Below are 18,028 nucleotides of genomic sequence, written 5' to 3' on the forward strand. Positions count from 1 at the left end.
AGAAGATGCTCGCCGGGAATGCCGATCTTGCCGCCAACCTCCTGGATCGGCCGCTTCCTGGCCCCCCGCGCGATCTCGATGTCACTCTTGAATTCCGCCATCGGTTGAATGTCCCTCGTTCGTTTAAATCCTGGCGTTCCGTTCCTCGACGCCGGTCGCCGGCATAGAAGCGCGTTCGCGCGCATATCCGCCGTCTCAAAACAGCCGCTCAATGCGCGGAATGCGACAGGTATAAGAGCGAGTTGGCGAGTAGGGAATAGCGAATAGGGAAAAGAGGCTTGACCGATCGCCAACCCTCGCTACCTCGCCGTCACCGCGACAGCGCGTTGCTGATCTCGACGAGGTTGGAACGCACACGCAGGATGTAGAAGCCCATGGTGATGAGATGCGAGGGCATGATCCAGCCGGCTTCCGCCCCGTTGGAGATGATGAAGGGCTGGATATTGAGCGCGGCGCGGGTCTGCTGCTCCATCTGGTTCCAGAGGCCGTCGAGGTTGCGCGTGCGCAGCACGTCCTCGAAATCGCCATGGGTGGCTTTCAGCAGCCCATAATAGGCGTAAAGCTGGCCATAGGCGAACCAGAAGCGGTCGTCGGCGCGCGGGTCGAGCCAGCCGGCGCTGTTGCTCTCGGCGCGATCCTTGAGGATGGCCGACGTGCCGCCGATATCGTTGGCGATGCGGTCGATGAACTGGATGAGATTGTCGGCGCGCGCGTCGAACACGGCGTCGCATTTCTCCAGCCGCGTGTTGAAGGCACGCAGGTTCTTGATGGCCGAACGGTAAAAGCTTGGCGTCGGGGTCTTGGGGCCGAAGGGGCTCAGGCCGAAATACCAGGTGTATTCGTCGAACTGCATGTTGCCGCGCGCCGATTGCAGGTCCGAATCGACCTGGCTGGTGCCGCGCAGGCGGCCGAGATTGTCGGCCAGCTCCGTGGTGGTGCGGCGCACGGCCTGATTGATGCCGCGCTGGAACGAGGCCTTGTTGTCGAGGAACGGCGTGTTGTCCCAGGAAAGCCCGAAGAAGCCGAGCTTGTAGAGGATCATCGACGAGATCCAGGCATTCTGATTGACGTTGAAATCGGTGAGGTCGGCCGAGACGTCGGCGATGGCCGAGCGGCCGCAGACCCTGGCTGCGGTGGTCGCGCCGGCTTCGACCTGCTCGCCCGCGCTCAGATTGCGCTTTTCGATCTGATAGGCGTCGGCATAGTCGGGGTTGAAGTTGGTCCAGACCTGCGTGACCCAGACGAAATAGCCATAGAGGGCGATGAGCCCGATGGCGCAGACGCCGATTGCCGCCTGCGCGATCCAGCCGCGCTTCGCGTACCAGCGCCAGAGCCGGACGAACGGCCAGGCGATGACGCGCCCGATGCTTTTGAGAACCCGCGTGAAGAGATTGCCGTTGGGCTCGATCATCTGGTCCGCATCCTTCGTTCCGGCAGGCGGCGCCGAATCAATGGCGCGCGTTCACAACTATTCATGCGGGCCGGAAAGCGCGGGCCGCCGGCAGGCCGCTGCATTCCAGATATGTGGTTTTCACGTGCTCCACAACCTGTGCGGTTGCGTATCGAACGCCGCAAGTCGCGCCTGAAGGCGGTTTGTGTCGCAGGCAGACAGGTTCACGCCGTGGCCGGCGTTGCTGCGAAGCTTGAAACGATTCAAAAATGATGTTTGGCTTAAAAACACGAACGGATGAATCCGCAAGCCGATCCAACGCATATCCATAATGGGAGAAACGCATGTCGCGTATGAAAAATTTCGCCATATCGCTCGGTATGGCGGCAATCCTCTATTCGGGAACTGCACTCGCCGCCGAACCTGACAGCTGCAAGAAAGTGCGCTTCTCCGACGTCGGCTGGACCGACATCACCGCAACAACGGCAACGGCTTCCGTGATCCTGAAAGCGCTGGGTTACGAGCCCGATGTGCAGGTGCTTTCGGTGCCTGTGACCTATGCCTCGCTCAAGGCCAAGAACATCGACGTCTTCCTGGGCAACTGGATGCCGACCATGGAGGCCGACATCAAGCCTTATCAGGAGGACAAGTCGGTCGATACGCTCGTGGTCAATCTGGAAGGCGCCAAATACACGCTGGCCGTGCCGACCTATACCTATGACCAGGGCCTGAAGGACTTTGCCGATATCGCCAAGTTCAAGGACAAGCTCGACAACAAGATCTACGGCATCGAGGCGGGCAATGACGGCAACCGCCTGATCCTCAAGATGATCGAGGACAACCAGTTCGACCTCAATGGCTTCGAACTGGTGGAAAGCTCCGAGGCGGGCATGCTGTCGGCCGTCAGCAAGGCCTCCGGCTCCAAGAAGGACGTGGTGTTCCTTGGCTGGGAACCGCATCCGATGAACACCATGATCGACATGAAGTATCTGACCGGCGGCGATGACGTGTTCGGTCCGAACTTCGGCGGCGCGACGGTTTCCACCAATGTGCGCGCCGGCTATGCCGATGAGTGCCAGAATGTCGGCAAGTTCCTGACCAACCTGGTCTTCTCGCTGAAGATGGAAAACGAGATCATGGGCTCCATCCTCAACGACAGCGCCGAGCCGCAGGCCGCCGCGACCGCCTGGCTGAAGGCCAATCCCGATGCGCTGACACCCTGGCTTTCCGGCGTGACGACCTTCGATGGCGGCGATGCGACGGCTGCCGTGAAGTCGGCCCTCGGCCTCTGAATTCCAGTCGTGACGCTGTGACATTCTCGCGGCGGCCGTCCCTATGGATGGCCGCCGTTTCGATCCCGAAATAGCAGGAGGGGTTCGGTGGATCCGGTTTCGGCATTCATTTCAGGTTTCAAGATACCGATCGGGCGCTGGGGCAAGCAGTTCTTCGATTTCCTGACCACGAATTTCGAGTGGTTCTTCAATTCGATCGCGTCGGGACTGGCGACCGCGCTGGAAGGGATAGTCGACGGGCTGTTGTGGCTGCCGCCGATCGCGCTGATCCTGCTGATTGCGGCACTTGCTTGGTATCTGCAGCGCTCATGGAAGCTGGCGCTTGGCGTCACCATTGGCCTGCTCTTCATCGTCAATCAGGGGCTGTGGAAGGAAACCGTCGAAACACTGGTCCTGGTGGTGGCCGCCGCCGCCTGTTCCATGGCCATCGGCGTGCCGATCGGCATATGGGCCGCCCATAGTGAGCGCGGCTATCGCTTTCTGCAGCCAATTCTCGATCTGATGCAGACGATGCCGACTTTCGTCTATCTGATTCCGGTGCTGATCCTTTTCGGCCTCGGCATCGCGCCGGGCCTGATCGTCACGGTCATCTTTGCGGCCCCCGCGCCGATCCGGCTCACCTATCTCGGCATCACCTCGGTCCCGACACCGATGATCGAGGCTGGCGAGGCCTTCGGCGCCACCAGGCGCCAGCTTCTGTGGAAGGTGGAACTGCCGGCCGCACTTCCCACCATCATGGCCGGACTTACCCAGTGCATCATGCTGTCGCTGTCGATGGTGGTGATTGCCGCCCTCATCGGCGCCAACGGTCTCGGCAAGCCGGTGGTGCGCGCGCTGAACTCGGTCAATATTCCGCTCGGGCTGGAGGCGGGGCTCGCCATCGTCATTCTCGCCATCATCCTCGATCGCATGAGCCGCATCGGCAACGGAGGCGCAAAATGAACGCTGCCGTCGATTTCAAGAATGTCGACATCGTTTTCGGCGCGGCCCAGAAAGAGGCGCTGGAACTGATTGACAAGGGCGCGACACGGGCCGAAATCCTCGAGAAGACCGGTGCGGTGCTGGGCTGCGCCGAATGCAACCTTACCGTCAACGAAGGCGACATTTCCGTGTTGATGGGGCTTTCGGGCTCGGGCAAGTCCACGCTTCTGCGCGCGGTGAACCGGCTCAACGTGCCGGCGCGCGGCAGCGTCATGGTCACGGACGATGGCCGGCAGGTGGATGTCGCGAGCTGTGATAACGCGACATTGCGCCATATCCGCCAGACGCGGGTGGCGATGGTGTTCCAGCAGTTCGGCCTGCTGCCGTGGCGCACGGTGGAGGAAAATGTCGGCCTGGGGCTGGAGCTTTCCGGGGTGCGGGAGGCCGAGCGCAAGGAGCGTGTGCGCAAGCAACTGGCACTTGTCGGCCTGGAGCAGTGGGCGAAGAAATACGCGCATGAGCTTTCCGGCGGCATGCAGCAGCGCGTCGGCCTTGCCCGCGCCTTCGCGACGGAAGCGCCGATCCTGCTGATGGATGAGCCGTTCTCCGCGCTCGATCCTCTGATCCGCACCAAGCTTCAGGACGAGCTTCTGCAACTGCAGGAGAAGCTGAAAAAGACGATCATCTTCGTCAGCCACGATCTGGAGGAGGCGCTGAAGATCGGCAGCCACATCTCCATCATGGAGGGGGGGCGCATCGTGCAGACCGGCGCGCCGGAAGACATCGTGCTGCGACCCGCCAATGACTATGTGCGCGAGTTCATCTCCAATGTGAATCCGCTCTCGGTCCTGACGGCCTGGAACGTGATGCGCGACCGCCGCGACCTCGAACATGCGGGCGAGGATGGCTGGTTGTGGCTCGACAGACGCCAGACGACACGCTTCAAGATCGACGCCGACGGGCTGGTGGCAGCGGCCGAACGCAATGGGCAGCCGGCGATCTGGCTTTCCTGCGACGAGGTCGAGGCTCTGCCGCCAGATGCGCCGCGCGTGTTCTGGGCGCGGCCCGGCACATCGCTGAAGACGGTGATGTTGGCCATGCATCGTTCGCAAACCTCGCCGGTGGCGCTGTTCGATGAGCAATCGCGCTTCGTCGGAGCAATCGGCATTCGCGACGTGTTGTCGGCGGTGCTGAGAAGGTAGCGCCAAATCAAGTCGAACGGATCGTTCCGTTCGCGCTAGCCGGAAGTTGCCCAATGCCGGATCTTCTTCTGACCGGACCCGAAGATGCACGGTTCACGCTGGTTCTCGCACATGGTGCGGGAGCGCCGATGGATTCGGGCTGGATGAACGCGGCATCGGACAGGCTCGCCCAGCATGACGTCCATGTCGTGCGGTTCGAGTTCGGCTACATGGCGGCGCGGCGCTCGGGGCAGCGAAAGCCGCCGCCGCGCGCAGAAACGCTGCTTGGCGAGTATCGTGAGGCCGTGGAGGCGGTGGGGTCGGCAAGGCCGCTTTTCATCGGCGGCAAATCCATGGGCGGTCGCGTGGCGAGTATGGTGGCCGACGATCTGTTCAACCGGGGCAGGATTTTCGGGCTGGTCTGCTTTGGATACCCGTTCCATCCACCTGCCAAGCCGCAACAGCTTCGCACCGCGCATTTGCTGGATATTTCAGTGCCGACCCTGATTTGTCAGGGCGAGCGTGATCCGTTCGGCACACGGCAGGAGGTTTCAGGCTACACGCTATCGCCCCGAATCTCGCTGTTGTGGCTCGACGATGGCAACCATGACTTCAAGCCGCGCAAACCGCTGACGCTCGACGCGAATCTCGACCTTGCCACAGCCGGCGCGGCAGGTTGGATGGACAGGGCAGGATAGCGACATACAGGCCGTTTCTACTGCCTGAAACGTTGCCGAAATGGAACGCTTCGGGCCAAATTCTTATTTTCTTGCGGTGTCTATGCATTGGAACGTTCAAGAATGCTTGCCAGAGCGTGTCGAATACAGGCAGAAGTAAGGTAGTAACGTAGTAAATATAGAACACAGCGCGTATTCGTGAGGGATGGCATGGAAATGGCACTGCGTGTGGGGAAACGATCGACTGTTTTGTCGCTGCTTCTTGCGGCAACGGCGCTGAGTTCGTCTTCCGCCTTTTCCCAGAGTTTCAGCATTCCGGCAGGGCAGACCGCAGGCGCGCAGACGATGAGCACTGTCGGGGATACCGGCGCGGTTGCGCAAGGGGGCGCGATCAGCACGACCGCCGCCGGCGATATAGCCGTCCAGATGCTGAACGACAACCAGACGCTCACCAATGACGGTACCATCGAGACTTCGGGAGACAACAGTGCAGGGGTCTACAGCGAAGGCGACGGCGCGAAGATAACCAACAACGGGCTGTTGCGCGCTACCGGCTCGGATTCGGTCGGTATCTTCAGTTCAGGTGCGGATGTCGACATCGTCAACAACGGTACGATCGAGGCGACAAATGATGCACTTGGCGGCATCGTTGCGACCGGGCTCAATGCGCAGGCGACGAACAAGGGGACGATCGATCTTTCGGGGCCGGACGCTTTCGGCATGGTAATGCTCGGCGATGGCGCGCTGCTGAACAATTCCGGCACCATCAGCGTGGATGGCGACGGCGCCTTCGGCGCCGCCCTGCAGGGAGATGGATCGAGGCTCGTGAACAGCGGTTCCATAACCGTTAACGGCACGAGCGCCATCGCGATCAGTTCGATCGGCGCGGATGCGGACATCTCCAACAGCGGCAAGCTGGCCACGACGGGCGAAACCACCATCGGCATAGGGGTGGAGGGCGCCGGCACGACGGTGACGAACACCGGCACCATCAGCACGAACGGCCTTGCTTCCTTCGGCATTCTGGCCGGCCGCTATCTCGGCGGCACGACGTTTGCGCCTGTCGATTCCGTTTCGGTCGTCAACAGCGGCTCGATCGGCGTCAGCGGGGACGGAGCAACCGGCATACTGGTCTATGGGGCGGATGCAGACGTTTCCAACGGCGGTTCGCTCAACGCTTCCGGCAAGGGCGCCAATGGCATCGTGGTCGAGGGCAGCCGGGCGCGCATCGTCAACAGCGGCTCCATCAATGTTTCGGGCGAGGGCACGACCGCCATCGCCGGGGGCATGTTCGGGGGTGAATTTTCCAACGGCACCATCACCAACAGCGGCCGGATTATTGCCAGCGGTGTCGGCACGGTTGGCATCGGCACCGGCGGCGACAATGTCACAGTCACCAATTCCGGCACATTGCTGAGCGACAGCGTCGCCATCGCTTTTGGCGGCGATGATGCACGGCTGAACCTGCTGGCGCGGACCGCTATACAGGGCCATATCGCTTTCTTCGGCGCCAACAACACGGCTTATTTCGGTCCGGGTCTGAATGCGGTCATCACGTTCTCCGGCAATTTCCCCGACACGGTCCTGACTGAAGGACGGCCGTTCGCGATCAACGGATCGACGATTGCGGTGCTGGACACCGCCGGTTTCGCAAGCGCCCGCGATGTGGTGACCGACCTGACCGGCAATATCGCCGGTGCTGTCGAAAACAGACTGGCGGCGGCCCGTGAGGGCACGGGCGGCGCTGCCCTGGGATTGAGTGGCAACCACGGTGCAGGCATCGGCGAGGGTGGTTCGGCTGCAACGGGCCTTGGGCCTGCGTTCTGGGCGACGGCCATCGGCGGCTATCGCGACCAGGACAGCACGGGCAGTGATGCCGGCTTCCGCAATCAGCTTGGCGGCGTGCTTGTCGGCGTCGATACGGACCTGTCGGACAACTGGCGCGGCGGCGCATTCCTCGGTGCATCGGGTGGCTCGGTGCGGGTCGATGGCGCAGCGCAGGACATCGACCATCGCAGCTTCTTCGGTGGCGGCTATCTCGGCTACACGGCCGGCCTGAACTTTGCCGACCTTTCCGTTTCCATAGGCTCGCTGCGACAGGACAGCGACCGCCGCATCGCCAACAACATGGTGATCGGTGGTCTGGAGAGCGCGCATGCGAAATCCGATGGCGTGTTCGTCAGCCCGGCCCTGACGGTCGGCACGCATATGGCGATGGGCGATACCACCGTCATTCCGAGCCTGCGCCTGCGCTATGCCGGGCTGTTCCTCGACAGCTATTCGGAAACCGGTGGTTCGGACGCCTTGAGCGTAAGGTCGCGGGACGTGCACGTGTTCGAAGCGCGTGGCCAGATCGCGCTGCCGCTGACACCGATGGAGACCCAAAGTGGCGTCTGGTCGACGACGCTGCGCGCTGGTATCGACGGCATCGCCAACAGCGGGGGCAAGGTATCGGCTACGCTGCTCGGGCAGGACATCGTCTTCACGCCGGCAGGCGACAAGGGCGTGATCCGCGGCTTTGCCGGGGCGGATTTCAACTTCGTCACCACCGAAAGAATGCAGTTTTACGGTACTGTCGAGGCCGGCTACGGCAGCGACAAGGCATTCACGGCCGTGGCGCGCGCGGGGCTGAGCGTTCCGTTCTGAGGGACGCCGGCTGTATCAGGCACCGCAAGGCCACGGCCCATTGGCTCGGGCTGCGCGTTCGTGACATCTCCCCAAGGGGCAGGGCACTCTGGAGTTCGACCCCGCTCCGGTTTGCTGGGCAAACCAGCGTTCCGGGGCGAGCCACGAGTTTACCAGCCCTTCGGCCCGCGATCGACGGGGAGGGGAAAACCGTCCGCATGCCCTGATGCCCCCCTCCTTGCGAGGGGGGAGGTGTCGACCCGGACACGATCCGAAGCAGATGGAATGGGACCCTGGGAGACGGAATCGGTAGGCCGTGTCTTGTCCGATTGTCCTCCCACAAGGGGGGCCATGACGCAGATCTGTCTGGGGAGATTGCACGGGCAGCGCTTACGTTGTTCAACGCTCCCCGTAGCTACCGCCCTTCGCGATACCACATGGCGCCCAGCGCCATCAGAAGCAGGCCCAGCCCGAAGAAGCCCCCGAACAGCGGCACACGGCCGACCGACTTCAGAACGCTGTCATTCGTGGTCTTCAGCCCGATCCAGTCGCGGCCCGAAGCATCGGCATTGCCGCGCACGGGCACGATGCCGGGCACGTTTACACTTGAAGTAGAGGCAAGGCGGCGCACGCTGCCACCGGTCTTTTCCGCCTGTGGCCTCAGGACATCCTCGGTTGAAACCATGTCGCCGAATTCAGGCGCGTTGATCGGGCCGATATGGGCAAGCGTGCTCAGATTGCCGTTGGCAACCTGATAGAGACCGATTTCCTTGGTGACCGCGCTGCCCGTGAAGATGCCGGGCTCGCTCTGCGTCAGTGGCACGGTCATGGGTTTGCCGGACGGGGTGATGACCTGCGCGTTGCCGGGATTGTCGCTCATGGTCTGGCGGCGAACCTCCAGCGTCATGCCTCGCCCGTCGGCGGTGAGGCGCTCTTCCTCCAGTTCCGGCTCCTTCATCAGCCAATGGGCGATGCGCCTGTAGAGGGGAACATGCGGGCCGCCGCCTTCGAAGCCGCGCGCCCATAGCCAGCCCTGGTCGGACAGGAACATGCCGACGCGGCCTTCGCCCTTGTGGTCGAGCACGAGAAGCGGCCGGTCGTCGGCACCCTTCATGACGACCTCGCCTTCGGGATGATCCACCGCGATGGTGCGGAACCAGCGGCTCCAATGGGGGGGCTCGGCTGTCGAGCCTTCCAGCCCGCGCGTCACGGGGTGACGTTTGCCGAGATCGGTGAGGCGTGGATAAAAGCCCTTTTCAACTACTTCGCCGGTGGGCATGGCGGGCAGTGCCGGCAGCAGCGGCGTGCGCGCAATGGACTGCGGGCCGGCATATTCCGGGCCGGCGGCGATCAAGAGCGCGCCACCCTTTTCGACATATTCGGCGATGTAGTCGTAATAGAGGATCGGCAGCACGTCGCGGTGCTGGTAACGGTCGAAGATGATGAGGTCGAACTCGTTGATCTTGTCGACGAACAGTTCGCGCGTCGGGAAGGCGATGAGCGAGAGTTCGTTGATCGGCGTGCCGTCCTGCTTTTCGGGCGGGCGCAGGATGGTGAAGTGCACCAGATCGACCGAGGCGTCGGATTTCAAGAGATTGCGCCAGGTCCGCTCGCCGGCATGTGGTTCGCCCGAAACCAGCAGCACGCGCAGGTTCTCGCGGATGCCGTCGACCAGCGCCACGGAGCGGTTGTTGATGTCGGTGATTTCGCCATCCTCATGGTCGACCGCGACCTCGATGATGTTGCGGCCCGCATTGGGAATGGTGAGGCGCAGCGGCATTTCCTGGCCGATGACGGCGCGCTCGACCGAGACCTGCTGGCCATTGACCGACACGCGCACATCGACCTGTCCGGCTTCGCCGCCGGAGGTGATGACGCGATAGGTCATGTCGAGCGGCTTGCCGACGATGCCGAAGCGCGGTGCCTTTTCGAAACGGATGCGGCGGTCTTTTTCGCCTTCGCGGCCGGTAATCAGCGCGTGCAGTGGCGCGTGGAAGCCCGGCGCGCCTGCCGGAACGTCATGCACTTCGCCATCGGTGATCATGATCGCGCCGCCGATGCGCGAGGGCGGCACGTCGCGGAAGGCGCCGTCGAGGGCGGAGAACAGGCGTGTCTCCGTGCGCTCGTCGGCGGCGTCGGCCCTGCCGGTTTCGACCACGCGCACCTCGAACTGCTTGAGGTGCGCAAGCTTTTCCTGCAGCACGGTGAGCGCCTGATCCGTCTGCGCGGTGCGGTCGCCGATGTCCTGACTGGCGCTGCGGTCCACGACCAGCGCCACAACGCTTTGCAGTGGTTCGCGGTTTTCGTCGAGCAGAACCGGGTTGAGCAGGGCTGCGCCCAGCGCCACCAGCGCGGCCAGACGCAACAGCGCGCCGCGCCGTCGAAACCACAGCCCGGCAAGCGCGAGGATCGCCAGCGGCACAAGGATAAGCGCCAGGAACTGCCAGCTCAGCAGGGGTTCGAAGGAGAGCGACCAGCTGTTCATGCTATTGCCCCAGCCTTTCCAGCAGAGCAGGTACGTGCACCTGGTCGGACTTGTAGTTGCCCGTCAGCATATACATGACGATGTTGACGCCGGCGCGATAGGCGAGCAGGCGCTGCATCGGATCGGCCGGCACGGTGGGAAACATCGGCGCGCCGCTGGCGTCGATGGCCCAGGCACCCGCGAAATCATTGGCGGTGATCATGATCGGCGTGACGCCGTCGCCCGTGCGCACCGGGCGATGCTCGGTGTTGCTGGCGTCCAGCGAAGCCTCCACCCAGAGCGGACTGCCGTTGAAGCGGCCGGGAAACTCCGGAAGGATGTAGAAGGATTTGGTCAGCACATGGTCGGCCGGCACGGGCTCCAGCGGCGGCACGTTGAGGTTGGACAGGATGTCGCGCAGCCGTTCCGTGGCGGGACTTGCCGAATCCGCGCCGATGCCATTTGCATACTGGTCCCGCGTGTCGAACAGCACCGTTCCGCCCTGCTGCATATAGGCATCGATACGGCCGATGGCCTCCTGTGAAGGCATGGGCGCCCTGGGATCTATCGGCCAATAGATGATCGGGTAGAAGGCGAGTTCGTCGCGGGAAATGTCCACCCCCGCCGGGTCGCCCGGCTCCAGCGCGGTCTTGTCGATGAGGAAGCGAGACAGCCCTTCGAGGCCGGCGCGGCTGACGGCGTCGATCGAGGAATCGCCGGTGATCACATAGGCAAGGCGGGTCTTCGATACGGCGTCGATTGCCGCCTGATCGCCCGGTTTGCTGTCGTCGGCATGGGCATGCGGAGCAAGGGCGAAGAACAGTGCGCCAGCGGCGAGAACCACGGCAGCGGCACCGGCACCGCGCGCTGCGGCGCGGGTGCGGCGGCCGGCGAACATGCCGCCGAGCCAGAACACGGCCAGCGTGTCAAGCAGCATGAGAATGAGCGCGGCGGCCACGAGCGGACCCTTCAGGTCGCGGGATTCATCGAAAGCATAGCGCATCTCGGTGACGGGCGCCGCGATCTGCGGGCGCATCAGCGGGGTCAGCGTTGTGTCCGCGTCGAGCAGATTGTGCGCGACCACGCCTTCCTCGCTGCCATAGAGGCCGGGCGGGTTCTCGATGGTCACAGGCACCGGACCGTGCCCGACCGTCAGCGGCCGTGCCTCGGCAGGCGGCGGCACCAACGCGCCATTGGCCGCGATCATCCGATAGGGCGCCAGCGATGCCACCTGACCCTCGGCGCCGGCGGCGAGGGTGCCCTGGTTGCGCGACATCTGCACCAGGCGCCGCAGCATCTCCACGAAGCTGCCGGAGATCGGGAGGTTGGACCATGTCGCCTGCGGCGCGGTGTGGAAGAGCACAAGGGTGCCTTTCTCGCGTCGCGCGCCAGTGACCAGCGGCGTGCCGTCCGCAAGGTTGGCCCAGGTGCGATCCACGATGTCGGCGGAAGGCTCGGCCAGCACCTGGCGGGTAACAGTAACCTCGGCCGGCGGTGAAAGATCGGAGAACGGGCCGGTCTTGGGGAACTCGGTGACCGGCTGCGGCTCGGTCCAGGACAGCGCCCCACCCAGCGAGCGCTCGCCTGTGCGCAGGCGGACCGGTAAAAGCTCGTCGTCATTGCCGGCGGCGGCCAGGCGCGAGCCCGCGAAGCGCACCAGCATGCCGCCATTGTTCACCCACTCCACCAGCTTCTGGTGGGCAGGCTCGGGAATGTTGCCGACATCGGCCATGACGATCATCGCCGGCTTCTGCTCCAGAAGCTGCGGAATGGCATCTGCGAGGTCGCGGCTCTGCGGCTCGACGAGGTCGGCGAAAGGCTGCAGGGCACGGCGGATATAGTATAGCGGCGAAAGCAGCGGCTGCGCCTGATCCGCCTCCGATTGCGAGATGAGGCCGACACGGCGACGCTTGGAGCTTTCGTCCAGCACCCGGACTGCGCCCGCATGATTTTCGCCGTCGATCGATATTGCGGAAAAGTCGTTGCGCAGCTCGAAGGGAACCTTCATCAGCCCGGTTCCCTTGGTTTCGTCCATGCCGAAGGAGACCGTCGCATCGGCGATGCGGCGGCCCTTGTCGTCGAAGGCGCCGGCAGTGACCTGACGGGGAGTGGCATCACTCGACGGGCGAATGGCGGTGAGCGCGAAGCCGTCGATCTGGTTCTCGGCATCGGTGAGGCCAACCGTGGCCAGCCTGTCGGGAACCGCCCAGACCACGCTCGATGGGTCCTTGCCTAGCAGCGCCTTGAAGGCGGCGTCGTCGCCTTGCGCGGCAAGGCCATCGGCCAGCACGGCCACGCTTGCGCCGGGCATCGTATCGAGCGCGGCCGCAACGCGGGCATAGACGCCGGGCCGGTCGGTGGGGATCGGACGCGGTTGGGTCGCGCGCAGCTTGTCGCGGGCAGCTTCCGGTGAGAAGGGGCCGATGTCGGCATTCGGCTTCTCGGCGGTGAAGGCCAGCAGGATCGGCACGCCGCCGGCCGCGGCATCGTCGATCAACCGCTCGGCCGTGGCAACGCGGCGATCCCAGTCGGGCGAGGCGGCCCAGCCATTGTCCATCACCAGCGCCAGCGCGCTGCCCGTCGTCGGCAGCTTTTCGCGTGGGTTGAAGATCGGTTCGGCCAGCGCCATCACCACCAGCGCGGCCATCAGCAGCCGCAGCAGCGTCAGCCACCACGGGCTCTGGCGAGGCGTTTCCTCGCGCTTCAGCACGCGCGCCAGGATTTTCAGCGGCGGGAAGACTTCCGCTTGCGGCTTGGGCGGCGTGAGCCGCAGCAGCCACCAGATGACCGGCAGCGCCAGCAGGCCCCACAGGATCGCGGGGAAGCCGAAGGAGAGCGGCAACCAGCTCATGCCCGCACCCCCGAGGCGTAGCCGCTGTCGGCGCTCATGGCCATGTGCACCTGCACCAGTGCTTCCGAGGCCAGATGGTTAGTGTGGTTGACCGTGTAGCTCCAGCCCAGGCGCTTGCACCAGGCGGCAAGTTCCTCGCGGCGGGCGATGTAGAGCCGGCGATAGTCTTCGGCGAGCTGTTCGGCGCGGCCGGCGGTGATCTTGTCGCCGGTCTCCGGATCGCTGAATTCCGTTCGCCCGGAATAGGGGAAGCTCTCCTCGGCCGGATCGGCGACCTCGATCAGATGCGCGCGCGCGCCGCGCCGGGCGAGCGCGTCGAGCCATTCCATGGTCTCCTCGACGGGATCGAGGAAATCACTGGCAATCACGATGTCGGAAAAGCGCCGGATGCCGGTGAGGTCGGGCTTCGCCGCCAGCGGGCCGGCATGGGTGAGGTGAGCCGCCAGCCGCTCCGCGCCGTTGCGGGTGGTGAAGGGGTCGGTGAGGCCCGGCCAGGCGATGCGCTCGCCGCCGCGCGACAGAAGCTCGGCCAGCGCCAGGATGAGCACCAGCGCGCGCGATTCCTTGGAAACCCGCGCGGCATTCGACTGATAGAGCATGGAGGCGGACGGGTCGGCCCACAGCCAGATGGTGTGGGCGGCTTCCCATTCGCGGTCGCGCACATAGATATGGTCGTCGCGGGCAGAACGGCGCCAGTCGATGCGCGCCATCGTCTCGCCGTCGACATAGGGACGGAACTGCCAGAAATTCTCGCCGATGCCGCGCTTGCGGCGGCCGTGCCAGCCGGAGATGACGGTATTGACCACGCGGCGCGCCTCGATCAGCAGATCGGGCACCAGAAAGGCACGCTGCCTTGCGCGGGCAAGAGCGTCCTTCGTACCGACCGGAGGCGAGGCAGCGCCGATGCGTGCCATCAGATTCCTTTCACCAGCCGCGCCACCACGTCGCGCACGCTCATGCCTTCGGCGCGGGCGGCGAAGGTGAGCGCCATGCGGTGTTGCAGGACCGGCTCGGCGAGCGCCTTGACGTCGTCGATCGACGGCGCGAGCCGGCCGTCATACAGCGCGCGGGCGCGGGCGCACAGCGTCAGCGCCTGGCTGGCGCGCGGGCCGGGGCCCCAGGCGACATGCTTGTCGGTCTCGGCATTGCCCTGACCCGGACGGGCCGAGCGCACCAGCTCGAGGATCGCCTCGACCACGCTTTCGGGCACAGGCATGCGGCGGATGAGCTGTTGTATCTCCTGCAGGCGGGAAGCCGGCAGCACATTGGCGGCCTGCGCTTCCTCGATACCCGTGGTTTCCAGCAGGATGCGGCGCTCGGCGTCGATGTCGGGATAGAGAATGTCGATCTGCATCAGGAAGCGGTCGAGCTGGGCTTCCGGCAGCGGATAGGTGCCTTCCTGCTCCAGCGGATTCTGGGTGGCGAGCACATGGAAGGGCGCGGGCAGGTCGTAGCGCTGGCCTGCGACGGTGACATGATATTCCTGCATGGACTGCAGAAGCGCCGACTGCGTGCGCGGGCTTGCGCGGTTGATCTCGTCGGCCATCAGCAGTTGCGCGAAGATCGGGCCGGGAATGAAGCGGAAGGAGCGCTTGCCGTTCTCGTCCTGCTCCATCACCTCGGAGCCGAGGATATCGGAGGGCATCAGGTCGGGCGTGAACTGGACGCGGCGCGAATCCATGCCAAGCACGATGCCCAGCGTCTCCACCAGCTTGGTCTTGGCAAGGCCGGGAACGCCGACGAGCAGCGCATGGCCACCGGCCAGCAGCGCCACCAGCGTGCGTTCGATGACGCTTTCCTGGCCGAAGATAACCTTGCCGATGCCTTCGCGAATCTTGGAAATATCGTGCAGCGCCTTCTCGGCGTCCGCGATCATCTCCTTTTCGCCGATCGAGGGATCCTTGATCATTACGCTCATACCGCTTCGATCCTCGCTTCTGGCAACCATATCGCCAATGATGGCAGTTACGATTCGCTCATTTGCAGTCCAATCAGGTGAACTTAAATCACCCAACCCGGCTGACAAGCGCAACAACAGTGACTATTTCGTGACGATGACCCAGCACAGCCAGGATACTGAAGAGAAGCTTACCGCCGTTCGCGATACCGCCGGCTTGCAGGCCCTCATCGCGCGCGCGACGCGTGCCGGCAAGGGGGCAGCGCCGGTGGAGCGCTGGAATCCCGAATTTTGCGGCGACCTCGACATGGAAATCCGGCAGGACGGGACCTGGTTCTACCTCGGCACGCCAATCGGCCGCATGCCGCTGGTACAGCTCTTCTCGAGCGTCCTGCGCAAGGATGAGGACGGCAAGACCTATCTCGTCACGCCGGTGGAAAAGGTCGGCATCCGCGTGGTGGATGCGCCTTTCGTGGCCGTCGAGATGACGGTGACGGGCGATGGCGACGAACGGGTCGTCACCTTCCGCACCAATGTCGGCGATGTGGTGGAGGCAGGACCCGACCATCCCATGCGCTTCGTGGACGAGGACGACACCGGGGGCTTGAAGCCCTATGTGCTGGTGCGCGGGCGGCTGGAAGCGCTGGTGGCGCGGCCGGTGATGTATGAACTCGTCGAATATGGCGAGGAGATCGAGATCGACGGCGTGACCATGTTCGCGGTACGCTCGAAGGGTGCGGTTTTCCCCATCATGCCTGCCGAGAAGTTGCGGCGGCTGAGCGCATAGGATCATGGACCGGCTGTCAAAATCGCATTTTTCCGCGCGCGATTTTCGCGAGCGCGTGCTGCATGCGCATCCCGAAGACGTGAGCCGGGACTATGGCGACCATTATTTCAATCCCGGCTTCGCCGACCTGATCCGGCGCGACAACCTGCGTGCCGCCGCCGTGCTGGTGCCGGTAGTGGATCATGGTGAAGAAGCAAGCGTCATCCTCACCAAGCGCACGGAAAAGTTGCGTAATCACTCCGGTCAGGTGGCGTTCCCCGGCGGCCGCATCGACGCCGCCGATCCGTCGCCGGAATTTGCCGCGCTGCGCGAGACGCAGGAGGAAATCGGTCTTAGTTCCGACCGTATCGAGATCGTCGGCCGCATGCCGGACTATGTCTCGGGCAGCGGCTACCGCATCGCGCCGGTGCTCGGCATCGTGCGGCCCGATTTCCATCTGAGGCTCAATCCGCACGAGGTGGATGTGGCCTTCGAGGTGCCGCTGCGCTTCCTCATGGACCCGGCCAACCATCATCAGGGCAGCCGCATGTGGCATGACCGCAAATGGGTCTATTACGACATGCCCTATGGCGGGCAGAGGATATGGGGCGTTACCGCCGGCATCATCCGCACTCTCTATGAAAGGTATTATGCATGAGCGGAGAGGCGACGATCGCGGGCAAGGCCGATTGGCTTGGGGATGCGGGGCTGCAGAAGTTGCTTGCCGCGCTCAATGCCGATGGCGAGGAGGCGCGCATCGCCGGCGGTGCGGTGCGCAACGCATTGCTGGGCGCGCCGGTGGCCGATGTGGACATCGCCGCCACGACGCTGCCTGCGGAAACCGCGCGCCGCGCGGAAGCCGCCGGCTTCAAGGCGGTGCCGACCGGGGCGGAGCACGGCACGATCACGGTGATCGTGGATGGCAGGCCGTTCGAGGTGACGACGCTGCGCGCCGACATCGAGACCGACGGGCGACGCGCCAAGGTGCGCTTCGGCCGCGACTGGAAGGCGGATGCCGAGCGGCGCGACTTCACCATCAACGCGCTCTATGCGGAAGCCGACGGCCGCGTGGTCGATCTGGTCGGCGGGCTGGCCGATCTGGAAAGCCGCACGCTGCGCTTCATCGGGGATGCGGAGGCCCGCATCCGTGAGGACTTCTTACGCATCCTGCGCTTCTTCCGCTTCTTTGCGTGGTATGGGGCAGGACGGCCGGATGCCGAGGGGCTGAAGGCGTGTGCCCGGCTGAAGGAAGGGCTCGACCGACTGTCGGCCGAGCGCGTCTGGAGCGAGTTGAAGAAACTGCTTTCCGCACCCGACCCGTCGCGGGCGCTGTTGTGGATGCGGCAGGCCGGTGTGCTTACGCGTATCCTGCCCGAGAGCGAGAAATGGGGCATCGACGCGATCCATGCGCTGGCGCGCGCCGAAGCCGATCTCGGCTGGCCGGCCGATCCGCTGCTGCGGCTGGAGGCCATCGTGCCGCCGGATGCCGCGCGTATGGCCGCATTGGCCGATCGCATGCGCATGTCGCGCGCCGAGGCCGACCGGCTGACGCAATGGGCGCTTTCCTCAACGCCGGAACCGGCCATGCCCGAGGGGGCGTTCGCGAAAATGCTCTATCGCGGTGCGCCGGGCGGCATCGCGGATCGCCTCAGGCTGGCGCTTGCGGCTGCGCGGGGCAGGGCGGTGCAGGACGACACGGCGATGATCGAGGCCGGCGGCTATTCGCGCCTGCTCGCCTTCACCCAAAAGAAGTGGCAGCGGCCGGATTTTCCGCTCAATGGCGGCGACCTGGCCGCACTGGGTGTCGCGAACGGCCCAAAGATGGGCGACATGCTGCGCGCGCTGGAAAATGCCTGGGTGGATTCCGGCTTTGCGCTCCAACGCGACGCGTTGCTCGAACGCGCCGCCGAAAGCCTCAAAACGGTGGAGTAGATACCGGAGCGGCAGCAATTCTGACGGACGCC

13 protein-coding genes are annotated in these 18,028 nt (G+C 64.4%); 8 read left to right on the top strand and 5 right to left on the bottom strand.

The features are described 5' to 3' along the window. Positions 1–310: 310 nt before the first annotated feature. Complete coding sequence (locus C7441_RS20915; protein WP_019171229.1) at positions 311–1,411, bottom strand: DUF2333 family protein; 1,101 nt, start codon at positions 1,409–1,411, stop codon at positions 311–313. Positions 1,412–1,734: 323 nt separating this feature from the next. On the opposite strand from C7441_RS20915, the gene C7441_RS20920 reads away from it, so the two are divergent. The 5 genes from C7441_RS20920 to C7441_RS20940 all read left to right on the top strand — a co-directional run bounded on the left by C7441_RS20920 (position 1,735) and on the right by C7441_RS20940 (position 8,107). Further along, positions 1,735–2,682, top strand: coding sequence for a choline ABC transporter substrate-binding protein (locus tag C7441_RS20920; protein ID WP_019171230.1), 948 nt, complete (start codon positions 1,735–1,737; stop codon positions 2,680–2,682). Between the two features lie 87 nt (positions 2,683–2,769). After that, entirely contained in the window at positions 2,770–3,624 is an 855-nt protein-coding gene (choW, locus tag C7441_RS20925; RefSeq protein WP_109614531.1) for a choline ABC transporter permease subunit, read from the top strand. Further along, a complete protein-coding gene (choV, locus tag C7441_RS20930) occupies positions 3,621–4,805 on the top strand; it encodes a choline ABC transporter ATP-binding protein (protein ID WP_109614532.1) in 1,185 nt (394 codons plus the stop codon). Before choW ends, choV begins: the two co-directional genes overlap by 4 nt. Positions 4,806–4,858: 53 nt before the next feature. Next, positions 4,859–5,482, top strand: a complete 624-nt coding sequence (locus C7441_RS20935) for an alpha/beta hydrolase family protein (RefSeq protein WP_109614533.1) — start codon at positions 4,859–4,861, stop codon at positions 5,480–5,482. Between the two features lie 195 nt (positions 5,483–5,677). After that, complete coding sequence (locus C7441_RS20940; protein WP_210205689.1) at positions 5,678–8,107, top strand: autotransporter outer membrane beta-barrel domain-containing protein; 2,430 nt, start codon at positions 5,678–5,680, stop codon at positions 8,105–8,107. Between the two features lie 394 nt (positions 8,108–8,501). Here C7441_RS20940 and C7441_RS20945 read toward each other — a convergent pair whose 3' ends face one another. From C7441_RS20945 to C7441_RS20960, 4 genes are read right to left on the bottom strand one after another with little or no spacing between them, the layout of a single operon-like run. Then, a complete protein-coding gene (locus C7441_RS20945; RefSeq protein WP_109614535.1) occupies positions 8,502–10,571 on the bottom strand; it encodes a hypothetical protein in 2,070 nt (689 codons plus the stop codon). A 1-nt stretch (position 10,572) separates the two neighbouring features. Then, on the bottom strand, positions 10,573–13,401 hold the full coding sequence (locus tag C7441_RS20950; protein ID WP_109614536.1) for a DUF4159 domain-containing protein: 2,829 nt from the start codon (positions 13,399–13,401) through the stop codon (positions 10,573–10,575). Continuing rightward, on the bottom strand, positions 13,398–14,315 hold the full coding sequence (locus tag C7441_RS20955; RefSeq protein ID WP_109614537.1) for a DUF58 domain-containing protein: 918 nt from the start codon (positions 14,313–14,315) through the stop codon (positions 13,398–13,400). Before C7441_RS20955 ends, C7441_RS20950 begins: the two co-directional genes overlap by 4 nt. Then, positions 14,315–15,319 (bottom strand): AAA family ATPase, encoded by a 1,005-nt coding sequence (locus C7441_RS20960; protein WP_109614538.1) that lies wholly within the window; start codon positions 15,317–15,319, stop codon positions 14,315–14,317. Before C7441_RS20960 ends, C7441_RS20955 begins: the two co-directional genes overlap by 1 nt. A 136-nt stretch (positions 15,320–15,455) precedes the next feature. On the opposite strand from C7441_RS20960, the gene C7441_RS20965 reads away from it, so the two are divergent. The 3 genes from C7441_RS20965 to C7441_RS20975 are packed head-to-tail and all read left to right on the top strand — an operon-like array spanning position 15,456 to position 17,996. Then, on the top strand, positions 15,456–16,085 hold the full coding sequence (locus tag C7441_RS20965) for a DUF1285 domain-containing protein (RefSeq protein WP_026060201.1): 630 nt from the start codon (positions 15,456–15,458) through the stop codon (positions 16,083–16,085). A 4-nt stretch (positions 16,086–16,089) separates the two neighbouring features. Then, entirely contained in the window at positions 16,090–16,722 is a 633-nt protein-coding gene (locus tag C7441_RS20970; RefSeq protein WP_109614539.1) for a CoA pyrophosphatase, read from the top strand. After that, on the top strand, positions 16,719–17,996 hold the full coding sequence (locus C7441_RS20975) for a CCA tRNA nucleotidyltransferase (RefSeq protein ID WP_109614540.1): 1,278 nt from the start codon (positions 16,719–16,721) through the stop codon (positions 17,994–17,996). Before C7441_RS20970 ends, C7441_RS20975 begins: the two co-directional genes overlap by 4 nt. The last annotated feature ends 32 nt before the right edge of the window (positions 17,997–18,028 follow it).

The sequence above is a fragment of the Pseudaminobacter salicylatoxidans genome (assembly GCF_003148475.1).
GTDB classification, from domain to species: Bacteria; Pseudomonadota; Alphaproteobacteria; order Rhizobiales; family Rhizobiaceae; genus Pseudaminobacter; species Pseudaminobacter salicylatoxidans.

Excerpts from the sequence above, each read along its gene's own strand:
- C7441_RS20915 (WP_019171229.1), bottom strand. The coding sequence starts at position 1,411 with ATGATCGAGCCCAACGGCAATCTCTTCACGCGGGTTCTCAAAAGCATC.
- C7441_RS20920 (WP_019171230.1), top strand. The coding sequence starts at position 1,735 with ATGTCGCGTATGAAAAATTTCGCCATATCGCTCGGTATGGCGGCAATC.
- choV (WP_109614532.1), top strand. The coding sequence starts at position 3,621 with ATGAACGCTGCCGTCGATTTCAAGAATGTCGACATCGTTTTCGGCGCG.
- C7441_RS20935 (WP_109614533.1), top strand. The coding sequence starts at position 4,859 with ATGCCGGATCTTCTTCTGACCGGACCCGAAGATGCACGGTTCACGCTG.
- C7441_RS20940 (WP_210205689.1), top strand. The coding sequence starts at position 5,678 with ATGGCACTGCGTGTGGGGAAACGATCGACTGTTTTGTCGCTGCTTCTT.
- C7441_RS20945 (WP_109614535.1), bottom strand. The coding sequence starts at position 10,571 with ATGAACAGCTGGTCGCTCTCCTTCGAACCCCTGCTGAGCTGGCAGTTC.
- C7441_RS20950 (WP_109614536.1), bottom strand. The coding sequence starts at position 13,401 with ATGAGCTGGTTGCCGCTCTCCTTCGGCTTCCCCGCGATCCTGTGGGGC.
- C7441_RS20955 (WP_109614537.1), bottom strand. The coding sequence starts at position 14,315 with ATGGCACGCATCGGCGCTGCCTCGCCTCCGGTCGGTACGAAGGACGCT.
- C7441_RS20960 (WP_109614538.1), bottom strand. The coding sequence starts at position 15,319 with ATGAGCGTAATGATCAAGGATCCCTCGATCGGCGAAAAGGAGATGATC.
- C7441_RS20965 (WP_026060201.1), top strand. The coding sequence starts at position 15,456 with ATGACCCAGCACAGCCAGGATACTGAAGAGAAGCTTACCGCCGTTCGC.
- C7441_RS20970 (WP_109614539.1), top strand. The coding sequence starts at position 16,090 with ATGGACCGGCTGTCAAAATCGCATTTTTCCGCGCGCGATTTTCGCGAG.
- C7441_RS20975 (WP_109614540.1), top strand. The coding sequence starts at position 16,719 with ATGAGCGGAGAGGCGACGATCGCGGGCAAGGCCGATTGGCTTGGGGAT.